At 43.0% G+C, this 24052-nt stretch carries 21 protein-coding genes; 12 read left to right on the top strand and 9 right to left on the bottom strand.

Features of this window, described 5'->3' with window-relative positions; genetic code table 11:
- Nucleotides 1-33 precede the first annotated feature (33 nt).
- The gene (locus tag L870_RS0112780) at nt 34-492 is read left to right on the top strand and encodes a leucine-rich repeat domain-containing protein (RefSeq protein WP_028518478.1); all 459 of its coding nucleotides are present in this window, start codon (nt 34-36) and stop codon (nt 490-492) included.
- Nucleotides 493-1055: 563 nt separating this feature from the next.
- Here the strand turns inward: L870_RS0112780 and nadE are convergent.
- The 5 genes from nadE to L870_RS0112805 form a co-directional block, all read right to left on the bottom strand.
- Nucleotides 1056-1805 (bottom strand): NAD(+) synthase, encoded by a 750-nt coding sequence (gene nadE / locus L870_RS0112785; protein WP_028518479.1) that lies wholly within the window; start codon nt 1803-1805, stop codon nt 1056-1058.
- 67 nt (nt 1806-1872) lie between these two features.
- Nucleotides 1873-2478, bottom strand: coding sequence for a bifunctional phosphoserine phosphatase/homoserine phosphotransferase ThrH (thrH, locus tag L870_RS0112790; protein ID WP_028518480.1), 606 nt, complete (start codon nt 2476-2478; stop codon nt 1873-1875).
- Nucleotides 2479-2615: 137 nt separating this feature from the next.
- Nucleotides 2616-4280 carry a dockerin type I domain-containing protein gene (locus L870_RS0112795; protein ID WP_028518481.1) on the bottom strand — a complete coding sequence of 555 codons (1665 nt, stop codon included), beginning with the start codon at nt 4278-4280 and terminating at the stop codon, nt 2616-2618.
- Between the two features lie 180 nt (nt 4281-4460).
- On the bottom strand, nt 4461-5936 hold the full coding sequence (locus L870_RS17670; RefSeq protein ID WP_051411559.1) for a penicillin-binding transpeptidase domain-containing protein: 1476 nt from the start codon (nt 5934-5936) through the stop codon (nt 4461-4463).
- A 177-nt stretch (nt 5937-6113) separates the two neighbouring features.
- Nucleotides 6114-7568 carry a penicillin-binding transpeptidase domain-containing protein gene (locus tag L870_RS0112805; protein WP_028518482.1) on the bottom strand — a complete coding sequence of 485 codons (1455 nt, stop codon included), beginning with the start codon at nt 7566-7568 and terminating at the stop codon, nt 6114-6116.
- A 192-nt stretch (nt 7569-7760) separates the two neighbouring features.
- Between L870_RS0112805 and L870_RS0112810 the strand changes: the two genes are divergently transcribed.
- The 6 genes from L870_RS0112810 (at nt 7761) to L870_RS0112835 (ending at nt 12086) form a co-directional block, all read left to right on the top strand.
- The gene (locus L870_RS0112810) at nt 7761-8237 is read left to right on the top strand and encodes a COG2426 family protein (protein WP_028518483.1); all 477 of its coding nucleotides are present in this window, start codon (nt 7761-7763) and stop codon (nt 8235-8237) included.
- Between the two features lie 73 nt (nt 8238-8310).
- Nucleotides 8311-8733, top strand: coding sequence for an NUDIX domain-containing protein (locus tag L870_RS0112815; protein WP_028518484.1), 423 nt, complete (start codon nt 8311-8313; stop codon nt 8731-8733).
- A gap of 136 nt (nt 8734-8869) precedes the next feature.
- Entirely contained in the window at nt 8870-9127 is a 258-nt protein-coding gene (locus L870_RS17675; protein WP_037272107.1) for a spore coat associated protein CotJA, read from the top strand.
- The gene (locus L870_RS0112825) at nt 9124-9372 is read left to right on the top strand and encodes a spore coat protein CotJB (RefSeq protein ID WP_028518485.1); all 249 of its coding nucleotides are present in this window, start codon (nt 9124-9126) and stop codon (nt 9370-9372) included. Before L870_RS17675 ends, L870_RS0112825 begins: the two co-directional genes overlap by 4 nt.
- Before the next feature lie 195 nt (nt 9373-9567).
- Nucleotides 9568-10779 (top strand): hypothetical protein, encoded by a 1212-nt coding sequence (locus tag L870_RS0112830; RefSeq protein ID WP_028518486.1) that lies wholly within the window; start codon nt 9568-9570, stop codon nt 10777-10779.
- Nucleotides 10776-12086, top strand: coding sequence for an SGNH/GDSL hydrolase family protein (locus L870_RS0112835; protein ID WP_028518487.1), 1311 nt, complete (start codon nt 10776-10778; stop codon nt 12084-12086). Before L870_RS0112830 ends, L870_RS0112835 begins: the two co-directional genes overlap by 4 nt.
- Before the next feature lie 58 nt (nt 12087-12144).
- On the opposite strand, the gene L870_RS0112840 is transcribed toward L870_RS0112835, so the two are convergent.
- Nucleotides 12145-12405, bottom strand: coding sequence for a hypothetical protein (locus L870_RS0112840; RefSeq protein ID WP_028518488.1), 261 nt, complete (start codon nt 12403-12405; stop codon nt 12145-12147).
- Nucleotides 12406-12507: 102 nt separating this feature from the next.
- Here L870_RS0112840 and L870_RS17680 point away from each other — a divergent pair, with 102 nt between their 5' ends.
- Both L870_RS17680 and L870_RS18695 read left to right on the top strand, forming a co-directional pair.
- Nucleotides 12508-13974 carry a recombinase family protein gene (locus tag L870_RS17680; protein WP_080676453.1) on the top strand — a complete coding sequence of 489 codons (1467 nt, stop codon included), beginning with the start codon at nt 12508-12510 and terminating at the stop codon, nt 13972-13974.
- A gap of 188 nt (nt 13975-14162) precedes the next feature.
- Nucleotides 14163-15392, top strand: coding sequence for a hypothetical protein (locus L870_RS18695; RefSeq protein ID WP_051411561.1), 1230 nt, complete (start codon nt 14163-14165; stop codon nt 15390-15392).
- A 33-nt stretch (nt 15393-15425) separates the two neighbouring features.
- Here L870_RS18695 and L870_RS0112860 read toward each other — a convergent pair whose 3' ends face one another.
- The 3 genes from L870_RS0112860 to L870_RS17690 all read right to left on the bottom strand — a co-directional run bounded on the left by L870_RS0112860 (nt 15426) and on the right by L870_RS17690 (nt 19293).
- Nucleotides 15426-16589, bottom strand: coding sequence for an ABC transporter permease (locus L870_RS0112860; RefSeq protein ID WP_028518489.1), 1164 nt, complete (start codon nt 16587-16589; stop codon nt 15426-15428).
- A 2-nt stretch (nt 16590-16591) separates the two neighbouring features.
- A complete protein-coding gene (locus L870_RS0112865) occupies nt 16592-17371 on the bottom strand; it encodes an ABC transporter ATP-binding protein (RefSeq protein ID WP_028518490.1) in 780 nt (259 codons plus the stop codon).
- Nucleotides 17372-17607: 236 nt separating this feature from the next.
- Nucleotides 17608-19293: a putative bifunctional diguanylate cyclase/phosphodiesterase gene (locus tag L870_RS17690; protein WP_051411562.1), complete on the bottom strand. Its 1686-nt coding sequence runs from the start codon at nt 19291-19293 to the stop codon at nt 17608-17610.
- Nucleotides 19294-19627: 334 nt separating this feature from the next.
- On the opposite strand from L870_RS17690, the gene L870_RS0112880 reads away from it, so the two are divergent.
- From L870_RS0112880 to metF, 3 genes are all read left to right on the top strand, one after another.
- Entirely contained in the window at nt 19628-20539 is a 912-nt protein-coding gene (locus L870_RS0112880) for a LysR family transcriptional regulator (RefSeq protein ID WP_028518491.1), read from the top strand.
- A gap of 102 nt (nt 20540-20641) precedes the next feature.
- Nucleotides 20642-22915, top strand: a complete 2274-nt coding sequence (metE, locus tag L870_RS0112885) for a 5-methyltetrahydropteroyltriglutamate--homocysteine S-methyltransferase (protein WP_028518492.1) — start codon at nt 20642-20644, stop codon at nt 22913-22915.
- Complete coding sequence (metF, locus tag L870_RS0112890; protein ID WP_028518493.1) at nt 22902-23786, top strand: methylenetetrahydrofolate reductase [NAD(P)H]; 885 nt, start codon at nt 22902-22904, stop codon at nt 23784-23786. Before metE ends, metF begins: the two co-directional genes overlap by 14 nt.
- The last annotated feature ends 266 nt before the right edge of the window (nt 23787-24052 follow it).

Below are 24052 nucleotides of genomic sequence, written 5' to 3' on the forward strand. Positions count from 1 at the left end.
ATCGCTGTTAGATTCAATTAAGGAGAAAATTTAATGAATTACAAGATCAAAAGAGGCGTACTTAAAAGGTACAAGGACGAAAAAGGCGTTACTGAGATCTTCATTCCCGATAACGTAGGGATAATCGATGAGGGGGCGTTCTGCGACTGCACAAATCTTGTGAGAATTCTTGTTCCCGATACTGTTCAGGTCATTTCCGATACAGCTTTCAGCGGTTGTGAAAATCTCAGAAGCATCGAAATACCTGAGAGTACGATGCATCTCGGTTGGTATGCTTTCAGGGGCTGCCGAAATCTCAGTGACCTCACAATCCATTCATCACTGACAGAGATAGGCAAGTTTGCCTTTGCGGGCTGTGAGAACCTTTACCATGTAAATGTAGTACACGGCGACAAGGTCTACAAGTTTTGTCTCAAAGGTGAGCTCGACAATGAAAGGTGGCAGAAGATACGTCACAAGGTAATCAGCCTTAATAAACCAATTGCTTCATAAAAGTGATCACTACAATCACCCCCGTCCGTAATAATGGGCGGGGTGTTTTTTTCGAGCTGAGCCAGCTCGACCGCTGCTCCGCGTAAGGGTTCTTTTAGAGCTTTAGTTTTAGCCGCGAGTAATAATAAAACGAAAGGCATACATTATCGCGTGAGCGCAGAGCCAGCGCTCCTTATGTCGTCCGTGTATCATTAAAAGGGCAGTTGCTACTCGACACGGGCGGCGTGACGGCGCACCCTTACTCTGCGTAAAACTCGGGCTGTTGAGTGACTCTCTGCTGTGCAGTGAGATGTCCGTAGGACAGAGGGTACGTGCAGCTGTTAACTGCGTCAGCCCCTACATTCTCAATTCGCGGACGACCATTGGTCGTCCCTACAGTGCGTTCATGTAATTTGCATCGTAAGGCATAAACTGGCGCGGGGAACGCGCCCCTACAATTATGAATTATGAATTGATAACTACTTACTGCTCACTCGCGAACTGTCGAGAACGCCAGCCCCTACAGACAAAAAAGCCATAGTATCTCCCAATCGGAAATACTATGGCTTATATTTATACATGGATCATGGCTTGAATTCAAATTTCGGCATGAGCTGGAGCTTGTGGAGATTAGCTCTGTGAAGTCTGTCTATCTTCTCCTTTATTGCAGGTTCTGAGCTGAGATCGTCAAGTCCGCGGATATATCTGTCCAGCATAGCGTATGTGAAGCCTAAGTTCTCCTCGTCTGTTTTTCCGCAGAGTCCGTCGATAGGCACTTTGTGTACCAGCTCATCTGGGAGTCCGAGATACTCGCCAACCTGTAATACCTCGGTAACTGTCAGGTCGGAAAGTGGCGAGAAGTCTCCTGCTGCATCGCCGAATTTAGTCGAATAGCCTACCCAGTCCTCAGACATATTGCAGGTATTTACAACTCTGCCGTTGTGACAAGCCGCAACTGCATAAAGAGTTGTCATTCTTATACGTGCAGGAGTATTGACTATAGCCTGATTTGAAGGCTCAAGGTGCTTTTTGAGTTCGCCCATGAATGCGCTTACAGTATCGCCGATATTGATAGTATAGCTCTTTATACCAAGTGTATCCACCAGCAGACGGCTGTATGCGATATCAGCCTGTTCGCCCTGAGGCATGAGGACTCCGATAACTCTGTCCTTGCCGAGAGCTTTTACACAGACAGCAGCTGCAACGGAGCTGTCTTTACCGCCTGATATGCCGATAACAGCATTGGTCTGGGGAGTAGCTGTCTTTTCAAACAGGTCACGTACCCACTGTACTACATCATTGGTCACTTTTTCTGCATTAAAGCTGTAGCTCATTTTAATACCTCCATAATCATTCCGAAGACTTTAGTTTTATGGGCGGCAATTGCCGCCCTTGTATGTATCAGTCAGCCATTACCTTCTTGATAGCTGCAAGTAATTCATCATATGTCTCAAAAGCAGGAAGCTCGGGGTGATCCTTCTTGATCTGCTCAGTGCTTCTGAACAGGAAGCCAGCCTTGCTTGCTTCTATCATGCCGAGATCGTTGTAGCTGTCACCGCTTGCGATAGTGTCATAGCCTATGGACTGAAGAGCCTTTACTGTTGTGAGCTTTGATTTCTCGCAGCGCATCTTGAAGCCTGTTATCTCGCCGTTATCTGCAACTTCAAGGCTGTTGCAGAAGATAGTAGGCCAGCCCAGCTTCTTCATAAGAGGTGCAGCAAACTGTGTGAAAGTATCGCTGATGATTATTACCTGTCCAAGTTCGCGGAGAGAGTCGAGGAACTCCTTTGCGCCCGGCATTGGGTCGATCTTAGCGATAGTGTCCTGAATTTCCTTGAGTCCGAGACCGTGCTCCTTGAGAACACCGATACGCCAGTTCATGAGCTTATCGTAATCGGGCTCGTCACGGGTAGTCTTTTTCAGTTCGGGGATACCGCTTGCTTCTGCAAAAGCGATCCATATCTCGGGAACGAGAACTCCTTCAAGGTCAAGACAAGTTATATACATAATGAATTCCTCCGTTGAATTAAGATATTACTTTCTTATTATACTACGTTTCGGACTGTTTGTAAAGAAAAAAACAAGCTTTTTTTACACGGTGGCAATAAGTTTCCCCTCAGAGTAAGCTCCGAGGGGGGATTGAGTTAGAAAACATAATGTTCCTTAATGAAGTCTTTAAGCATATTGTTTCCGCCTGTAGCGATGTATGTGTAATAGGATAATACTATAGATGCATCAACTGCATCGATTGTGCCTGTTCCGTTAACGTCCATTTTCTTTATCTCGGCTGCGGTGAGTGAATAATCGTTTGATGTCTGGACTTTTGCATAAGCTGAGAGAATATTTGAAGCATCAACTGCATCAATACTACAGTCGCCGTTGGTATCGCCGCGGCTTATTATATATGGTCTTGCGTCAAAGCCCACTTCCTCGGAATATCTTGCAATGTCGTAGCTTGTAAATCCCGGGAGAGTATCATCAACAAATACTATGAGCTGTACATTGTTTTTTACAGGCAGTTTTGTGGCTGTAGTATAGAATATGCCGCCGCTGAAAATATCAATAGGTGTGCCCCATGAAAAACGGCTGTCTGTATTCAGCTTTTTTACTATCGGAGATATTTCCTGCTTATCGGAAAGTCCGTATATGATAAGATAGTCTGTATCTTTGTTTTTGCCGCTGTTAAGTACAGCGTCGATCTTTACATCATCGCTTAAGAGGGGCTTTCCTTCGCTGTCTGTGGTAAAGAATTCGATAAGGCTGTTTTTGTCGGTAAGTTCTGTCTGAGGTTCGAGAGTGAAGTCGCTGAAAACTGTTATCTGCCCGATGTTTTCGGACTTCTGAGCCTTTGCGTACTGCTCATCGGTAAGCTTGCATACTATCGTAGCAGTATAATTTGAGCAGAATACTTCTGTACCCTCAATTCCAAGCTCCTTTACTATCTTTGCAGAAGCTTCCTTATATGCTTCTTTGAGGAGTCCAAGCCTTATTTCCTGAGAATAATCAGCAACCTTCTTTTCGACCTCTGTACCGCCTAAGCCCTGTTCGTACAGCGAATAGGTGTAATCGTGTACCTTTTCGGCAACGGTTTCGTCGATATCTTTTGTGTCTATATCCTTGTAGAATATCCAGTAAGAATTGTCCTGGGTTTTATCCGTTACAGTCGCAGCAGTTTCAGCATCATTTTTCTTTGACAGCGGAACTACGAGCTTTCCGTCATTGAATGCGAACTGATACTTATCGCCTTTATTGCTGCTGCCGAGATCAACACCTAAGGTAGAGGCGTAAAAATTGTAACCGTAATAATACTCTTTTCCGTCTGCATCACTGAGATGAATGCTCCAGTGTCCCGAACCGTCATACATTGCGCTGGTTACTGTCAGTTCCTTTGAGTCCATAAGATCGGAGCAGTTTCCGACCTTGTTCAGAACTGCTGAGTCATCGAGCTTATAGTAGCTTGCCATTGCATAGACAGGATTATCAGGCGCGGAATAAACCAGTGTCTTTTTTTCGTTACCCTCAGATACGAGTACATCTCCGTACGAAAGATCGGCAGGTGCGTTTTCCCATACTACCTTGTCACCTGTATATTCAGTGTTTGATTTAGGATATACATATTTGAGCTGTGTGTACTTGTTTTCGTAAGTGCCTACGACTACATAGAATTTTTCAGCGTCAAGCTTGTTGTCCGAAGCCGATGATGCCGAGACTGCGGTTTTGTCCTCAGCAGCATATGCGGCAGTAAACGACAATGAGGTAAGCCCCAGTGTCAGCGCAGTTATAAACGTTAAAGCTCTCTTTTTATTCATAATAAGACCTCCTTTAATAAGGAAAGGGCAGATAAACTGCACGTTTTTGCTTTTCACTTATTAGACGTTTGGAAATAACAGTGCTCTCACTATTTAAAGAAATAATTATCTTTTAACGGTGGGGGATAACCTTTTAACAATAGAAATCTCCCTGCACATATGTACAGGGAGATTTAATTATCAGTAAGCAAGCACGGTGTCGATTATACCCTGATAGAGATAGCCTGTCTGGCTGGCAAAATCAAATCCGAAAGCCGCAGGGTTTTGCAGCTGCATAACGATTATATATGAACCGCTTGCTTTGTATTCATCATAGTTTGAATAGTTTATTTTCTCACCTGTGCGGTCAGAAATGTTTTTCAGGCAGCCTGTGATATACAGGAAATCTCCGGCGCCTGTTTCGGCAGTGCCTGTTTTTGCGAAGAATTCATAGTTTTCGGGGACATATAGTCCGAGATTGCCTGCAACTCCGCGCATACCCTCAAGGAGATTGCCGCGGCAGTTTTCGGGAATACTTCCAAGCGTTTCGTAAGGAGTGCTTCCCTTGACCGTTTCAGTATACGGGTCGTTGGTATCTACTACCTGCTGCAGCACGAAGGGCTTGACCATATCGCCGAATACAGCCTCTCTTCCGAGCGCTGCAAGGTATATGGGGCAGGTGCGGACATAAGCCTGACCGAAAGCGCTTCTGCGCAGATCGTCGAGACAGTATATCTCGATGTTATTCTCGATAGGTCCGAAATCGCACTGTATAGGGTCGCAGAAATGGAATATATCATTAAGGTCTGCAAGCACCTGTTCTGCGCCGAGTGTATCAAATACCTTTGCGAAGAATATATTGCTTGAATTTACAAATGCGGAAGTAAGAGTTCTTTCGGGAACAGGATAATATCCTGTGTCGTGATCCCAGTTGACTATTGTAGCTCCGCTGTCTACCCATGTGCCATCGTCGTAAAGTGTAGTTATACCGTTCTTGTCGGCGATGACCTCTGACATTATCTTGAAGCATGAGCCGGGTGAAGCGTTTTGGAAAGCCTTGTTTGCAACAGTTCCGCTCATAAGGTTTTCGCCGTATGACGGGTCTGCATCGAACAATTCTGGATCATAGTTAGGGTAGGAGACCTCAGCAAGTATAGAGCCGTCCGTTCTCATTACGACTATTGAGCCTGCCATACCCATATTTGCCATATATGCCGAAAGTGCGTTCTGCACGTTTGCATCTATAGTCAGGCGTACCGACTGTCCCACATTGTTTTTTCCGTCAACGGGAGTGGGATTGTTTGTGCGCAGCAGGTCGCCGAAGGTATCGTCAAAGCCTGCTGATACCGCACTTATTATATTACTGAATGAGTAGCTGTAGCCCTCGCCGTAAAAACGCTGATCTTCGTTTTCATTGGCGTAGGTGCCGTATGTTATAAGGTTATAGTTGGTATCGTAAATATTACCTCTATAAACCATAGTAGTTGTTGTGGTGGTTGTTGTTGTTTCCTCTGTTGTCGTAGCGGCTTGTGCCCCGATGTTTTCTTGCTGCTCTGAGCCTGAATCTGAGTCGCGGTGGATCGTAACTTGTCCTACCTCTGCTGAACAGGACGGAAACGACAAAACCGCAGCTGCTGAAATTAGCAGCGGAATAAGCCATTTTCCCCTGAATATCATATAATTACCGTCCTTGAAAATATGTATATTTAAGTGCTTTTTCCACTTTGGATTAAGTGGAAATCTCTCTTTTTTCATTATACATTTTTTTTGTGTTTTCGTCAATACGTTTTAAAAAATAATATAAAAAAATTCCCTTCTGCAAGTGCAAAAGGGGAATTTTTATAAAAAACTGTTTTAATTTCCTGCAATTATGTTTAAAATGCCGCTGTAAAGTCCTGCGGACTGAGAAGCAAATTCAAAGCCGTGAGCCTGTGGATTCTGTACTTCCATTACAAGTACATAGGAACCTGTTTCACCATAATTATCATAGTTGTCATAGTTTTCTGAGCCTGTGCCGCTGTTGTTCTTTGCACAGCCTGTAATATAGAGGTAATCGCCTCTCCAGCCCTCAGCTGTGCCTGTCTTTGCGTAGAAGCTGTAGTTACCGTTTGTGTATACGCCTACATCGGAGGCAACTCCTCTCATTCCGTTGAGGAGATTGTCGCGGCATTCGGGCGGGATAGAAGCTATAACGTCGTATGCCTTTGAGCCGTTGCCTGTCTTTGTTCTGCCGTCGGCAGGGTCAACAGTTGCTTTCAGCACGAATGGTGTTACCATATCGCCGAATATTGCTTCTCTGCCCAGTGCTGCAAGGAAGATAGGACAGGTGAGCACCTTTGACTGACCGAATGCACTTCTGCGCAGGTCGTCGATATCTTCTATCTCAATATTGTTGCTAAGGTCGCCGAAATCGCAGTGTATATCGTATGCGTCGTCCTTGCCGAAGTGGAAAATAGTCTGAAGATCGCTGAGAACAGCTTCTTCGCCGATAGTATCAAAAGCCTTTGCAAAGAATATATTACTGGAATTTATAAATGCGGAGCTGAGTGAACGCTCCATAGGATAGCTTGACTTGTTTGTCTCGTGATCCCAGTTTACGATAGGGTGGTCGTTGCCGAAATCCCATGTGCCGTCATCGTGCAGGGAATACACACCGTGCTTGTCGGCGATGACTTCGGACATTATCTTAAAGCATGAGCCCGGTTCGTAGTTTGAGAACGCCTTGTTTCCGTTTTCGCCCCATGCGAGCTCTTCGTCGTACTTCTGATCGTCAATAGTGCGCGGATCATATGACGGGTAGCTGACCTGTGCCATTATAGAGCCGTCTGTACGGAGAACTACTGCCGCACCGACTATGTTATTGTTTTCCATGTAGCTGTATATCTGGTTCTGGATATCACCGTCAAGTGTGAGCTGTATGGACTTTCCCATATTGCCGTCAGCAGGTGTTGTGAGTATGTCCTCAAAGGCTGTATCATATCCGTCGGACATGGTAGTAAGGATATTTGCAAAGGATACAGCGTATGCATCAGCGTAGATGCGGCGTTTGCCGTCCTCAGCAGTTGAAGCGAGGAGATTGCCCTTACAGTCGTAGATATTTCCCTTTATGGCAGTGGCAGCAGGTGCTGGGTCTGTAGCCTTCTCGGCAGATGTGGTAGCTTCTGCGGAAGCAGCCTCTGTAGCCGAAGTTATCTCGGCAGTTGTGGTGTTGCTTATATTTGCCTGTCCAACGGAAGATGAGGAGCATGAGGCAAATGAAGCGGACATTGCTATTGAAGCAGCAAGAGCTGCTATTTTTCTTTTATTCATTATATCATTCCTTATTTTCAGCAGTCAGTGCAGTGAATGTTCAGACATTTCCTGCAAATCATTATATATTATATCGTAAAGAATAAAGATAGTCAACCGCTTTGAAAAAATCTTTGGAAAATACTTGACTATTTCCGAAATATATGCGATAATATTATTTGTATGTGAGTTTTAGAGAAAGTGAGTTCTGATATGAAAAAATATATTTTTACATTTCTGTTGTCAATGGTGCCTATTCTGGAGCTGAGAGGCGGTATCCCTCTGGGCGTTGGTATGGGAGTAAAGTGGTATCATGCAGTTATCATCTGTATGATAGGAAATATGATCCCTGTGCCGTTTATTTATCTCTTTGCAAGAAAAATACTTGAATGGGGCAAGGACAAGCCCGGTATCGGCAAGTTTTTCACATGGTGTCTTGAAAAGGGACATAAAGGCGGTGAGAAGCTCAATGAGAAAGCAGGAAAGGGTATATTCTGGGCACTGCTTCTCTTTGTTGGCATACCTCTTCCGGGTACAGGTGCATGGACAGGTACTCTTGCAGCAAGCTTCCTCGAAGTTGACTTCAAAAAGACAATTCTTGCTGTAACTCTCGGAGTTATACTTGCAGCTATTATAATTACAATTGCAACAATTCTTGGTTTCGGTGCATTTGCAGCAGTCAAGGGTTAAAAATTATGCCGCGGCATTTTGATGAAAGTCAAAATTGCTGCGGTTTTTTGTATAAATTCAGAGAGGTGATAAGATGCATAAAGTTTTTGGAGTAAAGGAAGCTGCTGAATATTACGACAGGGAAGGATCGTACATCATTCCTGTCTGCGGTGATAAAGTCGGAGTTGTGAAAACTCCCAAAGGCTGGTTTCTGCTTGGAGGCGGTCTGGAAAAGGACGAGTCACATATTGCCTGCATAGAAAGAGAATGTATGGAAGAAGCAGGCTATACGGTCAGTGTAAGCAGGAGACTGTGTTCTGCTGAGACCTACTGCTTTCACGATACAATAGGATACTTTCACCCGATACAGACCTACTATATCGGTGAACTGATATCAAAATCAGCTGAACCTGCGGAAACGGATCATGCGTTAGAGTGGGTGGAATATGAGAAAATAAAGGGGAAAATGTACTTTGAAATGCAGAGCTGGGCACTGGATAAAGCCTTTGAAAAATAATGCGGAATATGTGGGAAAGCCTGAAAGCCGAAAATGCTTTCGGGCTTTTTTGTAACACTGATGATGCAAAGTTCATATTATAAAATGTGCGGAGGACCTTCGCACGGTTCTCCGCAGCGGAAAGGAGGACTTAGTTATGAAACTCGATCTTTTTGACGATATGGAAGGCATAATTCTCCGTGAGCGTGAATCTTCCATGAGTTCTGAAAATATGAGAGCTGATATGAGCGGAAACGGCGATACTTCGCGTTTTCCGAAAAATACTCCGCTTGCTATGGCATATGTGCCATTTCAGCAGTGGGGAGACATCTATGACGATGACAAGGCACTGAGCAGGGGGACTCTTTTCCCCGAGCTTGACCTGCCTTTTTCGGGAGGCGGTGACAGAAGATGAATGAACGGAGAATACTTCTTAACAAGATCAAGAAATACGATTTTACCCTTAAAGAGCTGAATCTCTATCTCGATACCCACCCTAACTGTCAGAGAGCTCTTGCTATGTTCAATAAGTACAAGGCGCTTCGGCAGAACGCTGTTGACGAGTATGTCAGACGCTTCGGACCTGTAACTCCCGAACAAAACAACGATATGCAGCATTGGACATGGATAGATGATCCGTGGCCGTGGGAAAGGAGATAAACTATGTGGCAGTATGAGAAAAAAGTATCGTATCATTGTTGTACACAGATAATGATACGAATTGTATTTTTTTCTGAATTTTATGATAAAACTTGACAAAGGTATATAAATATGATATAGTTATATTATGCTAAAAAGCAAAATGAAGTTTATACTTTTTAGATACTTAATACAAATTGTGAATAGGAGAATAAATTGAAGTTTAAGAAAATATCGACGCTATTTCTTGCAGCTGCTTTATGCTTGGGAGTATCTGAAACAAAAGCTTATGCTGCGGAAAAAACTCAGGACGGAATAAGACTGGTCATATCTGCGGACAAGACCGTCTATGATGCTGATGACAAAATAGTTGCAAACATCTCACTTGAAAACAACAGCGGCAGTGATATTACAGATGTCACGCTTGAAGGTGTTGTTCCCGAAAGCTTTCATTTATCGGACGAGAGCGAAGCGGTTATGAGGTCGACATATGTAATGTCGGGGAAATCTATCAGCTCTGAGCTGGTTTTCATACCCGACAAGATTGAAAGCAAAACCTCTGAAAAGTCTGATTCTGCCGAGAAGAATGATATACAGGAATTAAAGCATACAGAAAAGATTCCTGAGGATACAGCCGAAAATATCACCGCCAAAGAAAAAACACATAGCTCCGGACTTAAAACGCCACTCATAATAGCCGGTATCCTTCTGCTTGCAGCAGGAGGAGTTGTTCTGTTGTTCAGAACAAAAGGCGGAAAAAAGGGCATTATGATACTGGTCTGTGTAACGGCAGCAGCTTCTTTAAGCACAGGACAAAGTGCAAACGCCGATTCCGAGACTAAGACTATATCGGTCAGCGAGTCTGTGTCAGTTGCAGATAAAAAATATGAGCTGACCGCAAATGTGAGGTTTAATATGGACAAGCCTGATATGCAGGCAGCTGTTGAAGAATATTACGAAGAAAATTCCGAAGAGATAGTTTCCGTTGAAGCTGTTGAAGAAAATGACGGAGTATTCAGTGAAAAAGAAGCTATCAAATTCATGTCGGAAAGAGGCTTTACGGAATATCCGCTAAAATATGATTACACCATTGACGGAACTTATACTGATGAGGCAGAGGCGTCTCCCGAGTCAGACGAAAAGCACCCGATGTATATGACTTATTTCGTAGCTGAGGACGGTGCGGTATGGTCGGTATTTATTGTCGGAAAGACAATAGCTGCAAACCCTGCTTCCTACAATCTTGAATCAGATCTTGATGCGCAGGTGCTTGTATCTGAAACCGAAACACTTACAAGCTACACAGAAATGGGCAATAAGTTCTACGAAACGATTCCGAAAGAATCCGCGGTCAAATTAAAGGTCGTGGATAAAATAACAAATCAAAAACTAAACGATCTAACTTATGAGGAGGTAATTGGTCAATGAAGAAACTTCAGGTCAAAAAATTAGTATCAGCAGCACTTGTGTCTGTGATGATGGGAGCGGCACTGCCTTTAAATGCAACTGCCGCAGTAAACGATGATCCAATGATCGTCGTATCACTTGGTGATTCCTATTCATCAGGAGAGGGTATCCCGGAGTTCTACGGACAGAGCAAATCGTGGGAGCAAAAAATCTATGATGAAGACTGGCTCGCACACAGATCCACAAAGAGCTGGCCGGGACTGCTGGAGATCCCGAATGTCAGCGGAAAGCTGAGAGACTATAACGTAAAGCAGACTAATTCCGCGAAATGCAAATGGTATTTCGGAGCTGTATCAGGTGCGGAAACAAGGCATTTCAGCAAGGAGCGTCAGGTCAAGACAACATATAAGAGGCTTTCTTTGTTCAAAACATTGAAGACTACATATAATATGCCCAAGCAGCTCGATGTTTTCAACAAGGTCAGCGGTGATGTCGATTATGTAACTCTTACTGTCGGCGGAAACGACGTTAAATTTGAAGATATAATCACAACCTGTGCAACAGGCAGTACATACCTGCATTTCGGCAGTGACAAGCTCAAGCTCGAAAAGATGATGGACAGCCTCTGGGCTTCATTTGATACAACAAGAGCAAATATCAAGGGCGTATATACTGATATACAGGCAAAGGCAGGAACACAGGCTGATATTATCGTAGCAGGCTATCCTAAGCTTCTTGACAAGGACGGCAAGGGCGTTCTTATCAGTGAGAAGGAAGCTACTATTGTAAATCAGAACGTAACAAAGTTCAATAATGCTATTAAGAGTATTGTAAATGAGTGCAGAGCAAATGGCATGAAGATACACTTTGTTGACGTAGAAGCTGAATTCGACAAGGACGGCGGACATCAGGCTTATTCCGATAATGCATGGATCAATAGTATCATACTCCTCAAGCAGTCTGAGGATCTTGACCAGAGCGGCTTGGGTAGTTCTTATTCAGTACATCCTAACGAGGAAGGCGCAAAGGCATATGCAAGATGTGTAAATGCCAAGATCAAGGAGATCGAAAACAGCAAGAACAAGAAGAGCGTTCGCAGTATAATTGCAGAACCGGTTATTACTGAAGCTGTAACCGAGATCGCTGCAACAACAACTACAACTGTTGCTGCAACAACCGATATCGTTGATGCTGTTGTAACCGATGTTGCTGAGATCAAGGACGAAGAGATCGTTATGACTACAGCTGCCGAGAATGCAGCTGAGGAAGCTGCAGCTACTGTTGCTTCAGAAACAGTAGATGAAGTGCTTGTAAAAGCAGCAGGCTGATATATTACTTTAAATTCAAAAGCCTCAGGGATTTCCCTGAGGCTTGTTTTTATATTGGTCATTCTGTCAGTATTTCCATTTCCTTCATATGACTGATATCCTGACCAGTATATGCTGTCTGCATTAGTGCATATGTGATATCTGCCGCAAGCTTTTCCTCTTCCTGTCTTGTATGCCTCGGGATATGGCATACCACCTCTGCGCCGTTATATCGGTTACGTATCACGCCGATAAGCTCTGTTTCGGTTTCGGTCTCGCTTATGATATCGTACTCTGTCCGCTCCCACATCGAGGGCTTTTCATTGCTTTGCATCTTCATATCAGCAGCTCCTTTCGTGTAATTCTATTCACGGCTGCTTGTACCGATTGACTGTTAATATAATTCAGCGGTCGGCAATATACTTCAAATGGAAGGAGTGATATGATGAATGGATACTGTATGTATCTGAGAAAGTCGAGAGCAGACGCTGAAGCTGAAATGCGCGGCGAGGGTGAAACACTGGCGCAGCATCAGAATATGCTCATGGAGCTTGCTCAAAAACAGGAGCTGAATATCGTAAAGACTTATAAGGAGATAGTAAGCGGAGACAGTATATCAGCCCGTCCGCAGATGCAGGCTCTGCTTGCTGACGTTGCCGAAAGAAAATATACAGGTGTTCTTGTGGTCGAGATAGAGAGGCTTGCACGAGGTGATACCATAGATCAGGGAATAGTCGCACAGGCTTTCAGGGATTCTTCGACAAAGATAGTTACTCCTGTAAAAACCTATGACCCCAATAATGAGTTTGATGAGGAATATTTTGAGTTCTCACTGTTTATGAGCAGACGGGAGTTCAAGACCATCAAACGCCGAATGCAGGCAGGGAGGCTTGCAGCTGTGAAAGAGGGGAATTATATATGCACCTCCGCACCATATGGCTACAGAAAGATAAATCCACAGCCCAAAGTGCATACTCTTGAGATAGTTCCTGAGGAGGCTGAGGTCGTGAGGCTTATCTACAGGCTTTATCTTGATGGGCACGGTGCTAAATATATTGCAAATGAGCTTGACAGCATGGGTATAAGTCCGCAGAAAAGCAGGTTCTGGGAGCCTTCAAGCATCAGAAAGATACTTTCAAATCCTCTGTACTGCGGAATGATCGGCTGGAAAACCAGATCAAACGGCAATAAGCTCTATAAAGGACTGCACGAACCTGTAATAACTGAGGAAATGTTTGATTCCGTTCAGATCAAGAGGAAAACTGCTCCTGCCCCACAGCTTCACCCGAATGATAAGCTGATGAATTACTATCATAATGTACTTTATTGTCAGAACTGCGGTCATCAGATGAAATGCCGCCATATTACAGGCAGCAGCCGTGAGTATATGCTCTGTGTTTATAAGGAGTGCAGGGGAGAGGTGGTAAGCTCGGCTGCTGTAACTGTTGACGAGGCGGTATTGTCAGCTTTAAGATACCGTATAAGCAAGCTTGAAAGGCTGAAAAGATGCAGTGAAGAAGTGTGTAATGATATTCCTGACAGGAAAAATATTCTTGCCGCAGAGCTTGAAAAAGCAGAACGTCAGCTCTCGCGGCTTTATGACCTGCTGGAGCAGGGGATATATGATACAGATATTTTTATTGAGCGTTCAAGGAAAGCAGCTGACAGGATAAGAGCGCTCAAAGCAGCCATAAAGGAGACGGAATCCGAGCACAAAATGCCACAGCCCATTCAGGACGAAGCGGTAATAGAACTGAAGTATGCGATCAATAATTTTGCATATTCTGATGCAGAAGAAAAAAACAAACTGCTTAATGCAGCCGTAAGTAAGATATACTACCGGAAAAACAAGAAAAAGTGCAAAAACAGAACGTATTCGGATATTTCACTTACAGCGTTATTTTTGTAAGACTTACGGGGGAATACCGAGAAAAATTGCATTTTGCATGAATATCATATATAAAAGCACATACAAATATTTCAAAGCAGATATAGGTTCAAATATACGAAATAAATACGTAATAAAAATATCTTGACTTTTTTTGAGTAATGGTATAAAATATATCCATTATATTATGATATAGGGGGTAACAATTTATGCCACATTCATCAGGCGGAGGCTCTCACAGCGGAGGCTCTCACGGAGGTTCCCGCGGCAGCAGTGCAAGAACGAGGACCAGCAGCAGACCGTTCCATCATTCAAGAAGGTATGTTTATTACCGCAATAATCAGCCGCGATATTTCTATGCAGGTCCTGATTTCAAGCCCGGATTCAGCATTTCACAGATACTGGTACTGATCCCTTTTATAATTATGGGGATATATATGCTTGTTCAGGCAATACCGCACGTACCGAGGTACAGCGATCACAGCATAGTTATAAAAGACGAGATAAAGGTTATCGGTGACGAAAATGGGTTAATGTCGGAACTGAAAGCTTTCCAGAAAAAAACAGGTGTAACACCTGCGGTAATTACGATTTCCAATGAAGAATGGATGAGCGGTTATTATACGCTTGAGGATTATGCCTATAACAGATATCTTGAAGAATTCAACGATGAAATGCACTGGCTGATCGTATATTCACAGCCTGAAGCAAATAAGGGTAAGCGTGAATACTGGTACTGGGAAGGTATGCAGGGAGATAATACCGACAGCGTACTCACTTATTCTGTGACAAACAGTTTCGATACGGATTTCACTTTTTATCTTGATGATGAACAGAAAAGCTTTGATGATGCTCTTAAAGCCTCTTTGAGCTTTCTCACGAATAATATTTCCATGAAGCCCGAGCTTGCTGATCTGGTAAAGCCTGTATTTATATTTATAATTATCGGTATAAGCTTGTTTACGACCATATACCGATCTGTGAAATACAGAAATGCGACCCTTGCGCCTCTTGACGGTTCAGAAGAAATATTCGGCGGTACAGGCAATACCTATGGCGGAAGCAACACATACGGAAGCGGTTACGGTTCTGTGCCTTATTCTGCTGCAAACAGAAATAATAAGCCTTTAGACCCGCAAACTGAACGCAGACAGCGTATAATCAACTCGGGCAAGAATTATACATCTTCCGATTACAGGGCAGATAAAAAAGCACGTGATACAGAATTCAATGCATTTATCGACCAGTACAAACAGCTTATGCCCGAAAACAGTAAAGATGAAAGCAATATGATGCCGTCACTTGAAAGTTTTCCGACGACATCGACAACTTACGATAATGCCGCAGACAGTTCAGGCAGCTTAGTTACCTGCCAGTACTGCGGAAGTACATTTGCAGCTAAATACAATAAATGTCCTTTCTGCAACGCAAGACGATAAAAAAAGTGCACGTTAAAAACGTGCACTTTTTTATTAACCGTTTACGATCTTTTCTCTGTTGAAGAGTTTGCTGACGATGAAAATACCGATAACAGCAGCTGCTATATTTACGGCTATCATTGTACAGGCATTCTGTACTGTATATTCAAGTCTGATTACGTCCTGAAGCATTTTTACGGAATTCCATACAGGGATAACGTAATTTGTTTCACCAAGCTTTTCAATGCTCTCGGAGAAGTTTTCGGTCGTAGCGAGCATCGAAGGTATCATAATTGCAAACAGAAGGATCGGTGAAAGTGTTGTTGCCTGCTTTACGTCCTTTGCAACAGTAGAGATTATCATAAGTATCGCAACAAGGACAAATGAACCGGTAACTACTGCGGCAAACAGCATGATATACTCCTGAATGCTATACTTTATCGCTTCACCCATATCCATTGATTTTCCAAGCTTGGGAAGTGACAGAGCCATACCTATAAATGCTGAACAGCTTGCGATTATTGCAACAGCAAGTATTGAAATGGATTTTCCTGTTGCAAGACTTCCGCGTTTGACAGGTGTAACAAGGAGAGTGTTGAGGAAGCCTTTTTCCTTGTCACCTGCAATGGAGTTAGCTGCAAGGTTCATACAAACCATGTAAACAGCCATGAATACCATGAGAGGTATTATTCCGCCAAGGAGCTTTCTGAACATTGCATCACTGTCAAACAGGTCGTAGTTCTTGTCGGCTGTTTCGTTGAAGGTGAATATACGGGGCTGCATTGTTGTGAAGATTAAAGTAGTCTTTGAATACAGCTCCATAGAATTGTTCTTCTGTGAGTTATAATAGATGTCGATATTTGAAAGATCAGCACCGCCGGGCTCTGACATTTTGAAATCATCTGGAAATACCATAAGCAGATCTGTTTCCTTGTTCTTTATCTGTTTCTGATACTTGTCGATGTCGTTATCAGGCGCAGGAACTATTTTTAGCTCTTCAAGTGCAGACTTGAACTCTTCGGGAGCATTTATGCTGTAGGCTACAACAGGTTTTTCAAGCTGCTCGGCTGTTTCCTTCTGAGCATCGGTCATAGATGTCATAAGCATACAATATCCGAAAACTATAGCAAAAGGAAGTATAAACATCTGAAGCAGAATTGCTTTATCGCTGAAAAATGCTCTTAATTCTTTTTTTGCAACTGTAATAATATCTCTCATGGTCACACCTCGTCTTTTCCGCCGTTAAGGCTTGTATAAATATCATAGAACGCATCTTCCAGTGAGCGTCCCTGCATGAGGTTCTCGAGAGTATCATTGGCAACGATCTTTCCGTCCATTATCATTGCAGCCCTGTCACAGACCTTTTCGACGAGATCAAACAGGTGAGTAGAAATGATAAGACATTTTCCTGCTTTTTTCATATTGAGTATGAATTCGCGTACTTCACGTGCAGCGATGATATCAAGACCGTTTGTAGGCTCGTCAAATATTATGAACTTAGGATCGTGGATAACAGATATTATCAGTGAAACCTTCTGTCTCTGTCCCTGTGAAAGCTTTGATATCATGGTGTCGGAAAATTTGTTGATACCAAATTCGTCAAAAAGCTCCTTCTTGCGCTTTTCAGCCTTATCCTTAGGAATGTGATAAAGCTCTGCGAAGAAATCAAACATAATATTCGGAGTTGATTTCATATCGGGCTTTAAGTCTGTAGTAAGGAATGCAAGTTCTGAACGTACCTTTTCGGGTGTCTTGACTGCACTGACATTGTTGTAAAGCGCATCACCGCTGTCAGGCTTGATAAGAGTTGCAAGCATACGCATGGTCGTGGTCTTGCCTGCACCGTTTGGTCCGATGAGACCGAATACTTCTCCTGATTTTGCTGTAAAGCTTACGCCGTCTACTGCGACTTTTGTTCTCTCGCTTATTCCCAGTGATTTTCGCTGCTTTTCGGAAATCACAAAGGTTTTAACGAGGTTTTGTGCTTTTAATTCTTCCATTTTCTTCTCCTTATATCATTTTTGTGGACTATCCTGTACCGCAATACAACTGATAATCCAACTCTTTTATTATACCACAGCTTTATTTATTGGTCAACTTTTTTTGCTCTAAAAGTATAATTAATCGCAAAAAAATAAAACGCTTTCCGCAGCTCACTATATGTGAGTTTAGAAAGCGTTCTGTGTTTATTATGTATCCGGAAAGATATATTTCCGATACTGTTCATATACCGGAGTTATATAACATATTTGCCGATATCAAGCCTTTTCTCGAATTCTTCCTTAGGGAGAGGCTTATCGAACAGGTATCCCTGTGCAAGGCTGCAGCCATTCTGCTTCAGCAGATCAAGCTGTGAAGTAGTTTCCACGCCCTCAACGATACATTCAAGTCCCAGTTCATTTGCCATAGCTACAACATACTTGAACATGACGCTTCTTGTGCTGTCCTGCGATTCACCGTCCAGAGGAAGGAATATTTTATCAACTTTGATAACATTCCACGGAACGACTCTGATAAGGTTAAGTGAAGAATAACCCATACCGAAATCATCGACCGATGTACATATATTCTGCTCCTGAAGTCCCATAACAACGCGCTTCAGATCTCTGAATTCAACGTCTGTAGTGGTTTCGGTAAGCTCTATCTCTATGTATTCGTGCGGAACATTATTACGGTCGATTATCTCGATTATTTCCTTTAGAAGATCAGGATTTATCATATGGCGGCGGGAAAGATTTACCGATACGCGCACAGCTTTTCTGCCTTCATCGAGCCAGCGGCGTATGTCACGGCACACCTTGTCCAGCATATAATAATCCAGCTTGCATATCTCGTTGGTCTCTTCAAGAACAGGGATAAATTCCATAGGCGGCACTATTTTTCCGTCATGGAACCAGCGGCAGAGTGCTTCTGCACCGTACAGCTCACCTGTGTTTATATTGATCTTTGGCTGATAGAAAACAATGAACTCCTCTTTTTTCAATGCTTCGGGGAAGATACTCTGGACACGTCTTGATCTTTCCTTATCAGACATGAGCATATCCGAGAAGAACACGATATTACCCTGAGCGCTTGTTTTTGCGACCTGATATGCGTGCATTATCTTGCCCATTATATCATTGGGGACTCTTACAGTGTAGTCGTCAGGGATACAGAATACACCTGCGCAGCATGAGATACGTACAGTGCTGCCCTCCTTGTCAGCCACAACTATAGCCTCGTTAAGGTAGTCAAGAAGATCGGGAAGGTCGGTCTGATTGCATATGCAGACGAATGAATCGCCGCCGAGTCTGGCGATCATTCCATCGTTTCCAATCATTTTTTCTATACGATTATAATGGCCCTTAAGGACAGTGTCTCCGCCTTTTCTGCCGAAATTCTCGTTTACGGTTGCAAAATGTCTCAGGTTGTAGTTTACAGCAGCCTTGCCGTTAAAATCTCCCTGATGTCCGTTCCAGCCAAGATATCTGAAAAAGCTTCTGATGTTTTTATAGCCCATATCGTCGTAAAACGCAAGCTGCTCAGCAATTACCTGCAAACGATTGCGGCATATAAATGTAATAGCGGTACGCATGGTAAGGTCAACTTTGAACAATTCTTCTTCAGTCAGCGGTTCAACTTTATCTGTCATGTATACTGTCATGGTTGTTATTGACATAAGGCGGTTAACACAGCGTACAGTGTGGACAGGATGTCCATCTTCACCTGTATCATAGCTTATCATGGTCTCGCCCTCGCCCTTTTTTTCGGCGACGGGATCACGATAAAAATGTGTTACACCTTTTGATAGACGGAACATTGCAGCTATTTCATTCAGAATCTTTTCTATGCTCGGAATATCAGGGTTTTCGTTTATATTCTGAGTCAGCGATGCAAGCTTCTCATATAGCTTGTAAAAGCGTATTTCGAGCTCTGAATTCATAACTCTCCTCCATTTCCGTTATATTTTTTTAAAGTATCTTTTTTTAGATATATTTATTATATACCAATTTTTCGGAAAATGCAATAGATATAATGTAAAAAAAGGTGTAAAATGTGTTTGCTGATATTTTTTAGCAGAATAATGTTATTTTTTTGTGCCATTTTGTGCTGTTTGTAGTAAAACAGAGCGGTATTCTGTTTTTTTGATATGGTGTAGGCAGCGAACATCCACAGCTTTCCAATGTCAAAATATTACCAAATTTGAATCATTACACTGCGATCATTGCTATTTTTTATCTTTTATGGTATAATACAATGTAAAAGGGAGTGAATATATGACCTTACAACAGCTTAAATACATTATAATGATAGCCGAAACAGGCTCAATAACTATGGCTGCCGAGCGCCTGTTTATCGCACAGCCCAGTCTTTCAAAATCCGTGGCGGAGCTTGAAAGGGAAATGGGCATAACTATATTCAACCGCAGCAACAGGGGAGTTTATCTTTCCGAGGAAGGTACTAAATTTCTGTCATATGCACGGCAGATAGTTGAGCAGGCGGAGCTTCTCGAAAGCGAATACAAAGCCGCTCCTCCGCCAAACCGCGCATTTGCAGTCTCTTCACAGCATTATGCTTTTGTGGTAAATGCTTTTGTTGAGCTTGTCCGCGAATACGGACGGGATAAATACGAATTTACTCTCCGAGAGCTGAAAACTGCCGAGATCATAGAAGACGTAAGGACTCACAGAAGTGATATCGGTGTATTGTTCCTCAGCAAGTTCAACCGCGAGGTCATACGTCATATTTTGCAAAATGAGGAATTAAAGTTCGAGAAGCTTTTTACTGCAAAGCCCCATGTTTTTGTAAGCAGGAGCAATCCGCTGGTAGGCAGGAAAAAAGTAACTCTCGACGACCTGAAAAGCTTTCCGCGCCTTACATACGATCAGGGTGTCAAAAACTCCTTTTATTTTGCCGAGGAACTGCATATCACAGCTGAAAGCCCGAAGAATATCATAGTTTCGGACAGAGCTACACTTTTCAATTTGCTAATTGGTCTGGACGGTTATACCATATCATCTGGTGTACTCAGTTCCGACCTCAACGGCAGCAATATCGTGTCAATACCGCTCGAAAGCGATGAGATAATGGATATAGGCTACATAATAACTACCGACAGACCTATGAATGAGCTTACACAGCGATATCTTGAGCATCTGAAAGAATATATCGCAAACTATTCTCCCTGATATAGCTTTTAGCTATGGTACAGCATTTCTTTTTGATATTAACATATTTCCGATAATTATGCTATAATATAAGCATACCAAAACATATCGGAGGAATAGGAAATGAAAACAACTATAATAGGATACCCAAGAATAGGAAATCTCCGCGAGCTTAAATTCGCAAGCGAGAAATACTTCCGCGGTGAGATCAAAGTTTCAGAACTTGAAGAGGCAGCAAAAACAATACGTTTATACAACCTCAAATTGCAGAAAAACAGCGGAGTTGATATTATACCGTCAAATGACTTCTCATTCTATGACGGAGTTCTTGATACAGCCTTTCTGCTCAATGCAGTACCTGAGAGATATACTGCTCTCGGACTTTCAAAGCTTGATACATATTTTGCTGCAGCAAGAGGCTATCAGGGCGAAAAGGGCGACGTAAAGGCTCTGGCAATGAAGAAATGGTACAATACCAACTATCATTACATGGTACCTGAGATAGACGATGCGACTGAGATCAAACTCGTTGGCACAAAGCTTTTTGATCTGTTCAGTGAAGCACTTGAAAACGGCGTAAAGACAAAGCCTGTCATCATCGGTGCTTATACATTCCTTAAACTGGCAAGATACAAGGGCACGAAAACAGCTGCTGACTTCATTGCACAGACAGCTGATGCATATTCGGCAATTCTTGCAAAATTCGGCGAGCTTGGTGCTGAATGGGTACAGTTCGATGAGCCTTCACTTGTAAAGGACATGACAGCTGATGATATTAAGCTTTTCAACGAGCTTTATAATAAGATACTGCCAAATAAGGGCTCAGTCAAGGTAATAGCTCAGACATATTTCGGCGATGTACGCGACTGCTATAACTCACTTTGCAATCTTGACTTTGACGGCATCGGTCTTGATTTTATCGAGGGCAAGAAGTCCCTTGAGCTTGTAAAGAACAGCGGCTTCCCGAAGGATAAGACTCTCTTTGCAGGCGTGGTGAACGGCAAGAACATATGGCGCAATAATTATGCAAATACTCTTCTTATAGTATCTGAGCTTAAAAAGTTCGCGTCTGATATTGTTCTGAACACTTCATGCTCACTACTTCACGTGCCTTGCACTCTTGCAAATGAGACAAAGCTTGAGGAAAGCTATAAAAAGCATTTTGCATACGCAGAGGAAAAACTCACCGAGCTTGCAGAAATAAAGAAGATACTCGGTTCGGACTCACCTGCCGAAACAGCAGAATACCGCAATAATTCCGCTCTTCACAGCGAGCCGAGATCAGGCCGGAACGAAGCTGTAAGAAAGAGACTTGCAGAATTATGCGAAAAGGATTTCACCAGACTTCCCGAATTTGCAGAACGTGAAAAGATACAGAAGGAAAGATTTGCACTGCCGCTGTTTCCGACTACAACTATAGGTTCATTCCCACAGACTGCCGAGGTAAAATCAACTCGTAATGCGCACCGCAAGGGCGAAATTTCCGACAGCGACTACGAGTCATTTATTGAAAAGAAGATAGCTGATTGTGTTGCACTTCAGGAGGAGATTGGTCTTGACGTTCTTGTTCACGGCGAATTTGAGCGTAACGACATGGTAGAGTATTTCGGTGAGTGTCTTGACGGATACATCTTCACTGAAAAAGCATGGGTACAGTCCTATGGTACACGCTGTGTAAAGCCGCCTGTAGTATGGGGCGATATCTCCAGAGCAAAGCCAATGACTGTAAGATGGTCTGTTTATGCTCAGAGCCTTACAAAGAAGCCTATGAAGGGAATGCTCACAGGTCCTGTTACTATACTCAACTGGTCCTTCCCACGTGAGGATATATCACTCAAGGAAAGCGCATTGCAGATAGCTCTTGCTATCCGTGAAGAGGTCCTCGACCTTGAAGCAAACGGCATAAGCATAATTCAGGTAGATGAAGCTGCTCTCCGTGAAAAGCTCCCTCTCCGTAAGTCAGACTGGAAAGAGGATTACCTTGACTGGGCTATCCCTGCATTCAGATTTGTTCACAGCGGTGTGAAGCCTGAGACACAGATACATACACATATGTGCTACAGCGAATTTGCTGATATCATCAAGGATATCGACGACATGGACGCAGATGTAATAACCTTTGAAGCATCACGTTCAGATCTTACTATACTTGACGTACTTAAAGAAAACAATTTCCGTACAGAGGTAGGTCCCGGAGTTTACGATATCCATTCTCCGAGAGTTCCGTCAAAGGAAGAGATAAAGGCTGCTATCGGCAAAATGAAGGAGCGTATCCCTGCTGAAAAGCTTTGGGTGAACCCTGACTGCGGACTTAAAACAAGAGGAAATGCCGAGACAGTTCCGAGTCTTACCAACCTCGTGAACGCAGCGAAAGAGGCAAGAAATGAAAACTGCTGAATTATTTGAACAAAAGACTGTTTTTTCACTGGAAGTATTTCCGCCAAAGCCTGATGCAGACGAAAGCGTCATATATCAGACTCTTGAGGAGCTTTCAGATATACAGCCTGATTTCATCAGCGTTACCTACGGTGCAGGCGGAGGAAAAAACGGCTGCAAGACCATACAGATAGCATCGGATATACAGAACAGATACGGCGTTGAAAGTGTTGCTCATCTTCCATGTATTGATCTGAAAAGGGAACAGGCTGCGGAGATACTTGACAGTATGCAGGAAAACGGTATCGAGAATATTCTTGCACTCCGCGGTGACAGAACAGATGCCAATGCTCCTAAAGGAGATTTTGAACACGCCAGCGATCTGATAAAGTTCATCAAGGAAAATTATGACTTCAATATAATTGCTGCCTGCTATCCTGAGGTACATCCCGAAAGTACAGGCGCAGTTGATGACCTGAAATGGCTCAGATATAAAGTGGACTGCGGTGCGGATCACCTTATCTCACAGCTTTTCCTTGATAACCGTTACTTCTGCGATTTCCGTGAAAAGGCTTGCATTGCAGGTATAAATGCTCCTATCGAGGCAGGTATAATGCCTGTGACAAACAAGCGTCAGATCGAGCGAATGGTAAAGCTTTGCGGCGTTGAGCTTCCCAAGAAATTTGTTCGTGTGCTTGAAAAATACGAGCACAATGAGACTGCACTCCGTGATGCGGGAATTGCCTATGCTATCGACCAGATAACCGAGCTCATTGCAGAGGGCGTTGACGGAATACACCTTTATACGATGAATAATTCCTACATCGCACATAAGATATTTGATGCAGTTCAAACGCTTATATCGGTCAATTCTTGCATAAGACGAGCTTAATGATTTACGACAATTTACAACTCCTATTCAACTTAAAGGAAAAGCAGGTTCATAATGAACCTGCTTTTCTTTTATCTCCGAAATACAGCCTTCTTTCTTAACTGTAACATTGATATGTCATTATAGTGACATTTGTCACTAATGTAATGACAAATGTCATCTTTACAAAAATAGTATTATTCCATATAATAATTAATATAGCAACAATAAACATAAAATAATCACAAGTTGAACTGAATACGTGAATAATGATAGATTTTTTGAGC

This window comes from Ruminococcus flavefaciens ATCC 19208 (assembly GCF_000518765.1).
Taxonomy (GTDB): Bacteria; Bacillota; Clostridia; order Oscillospirales; family Ruminococcaceae; genus Ruminococcus; species Ruminococcus flavefaciens.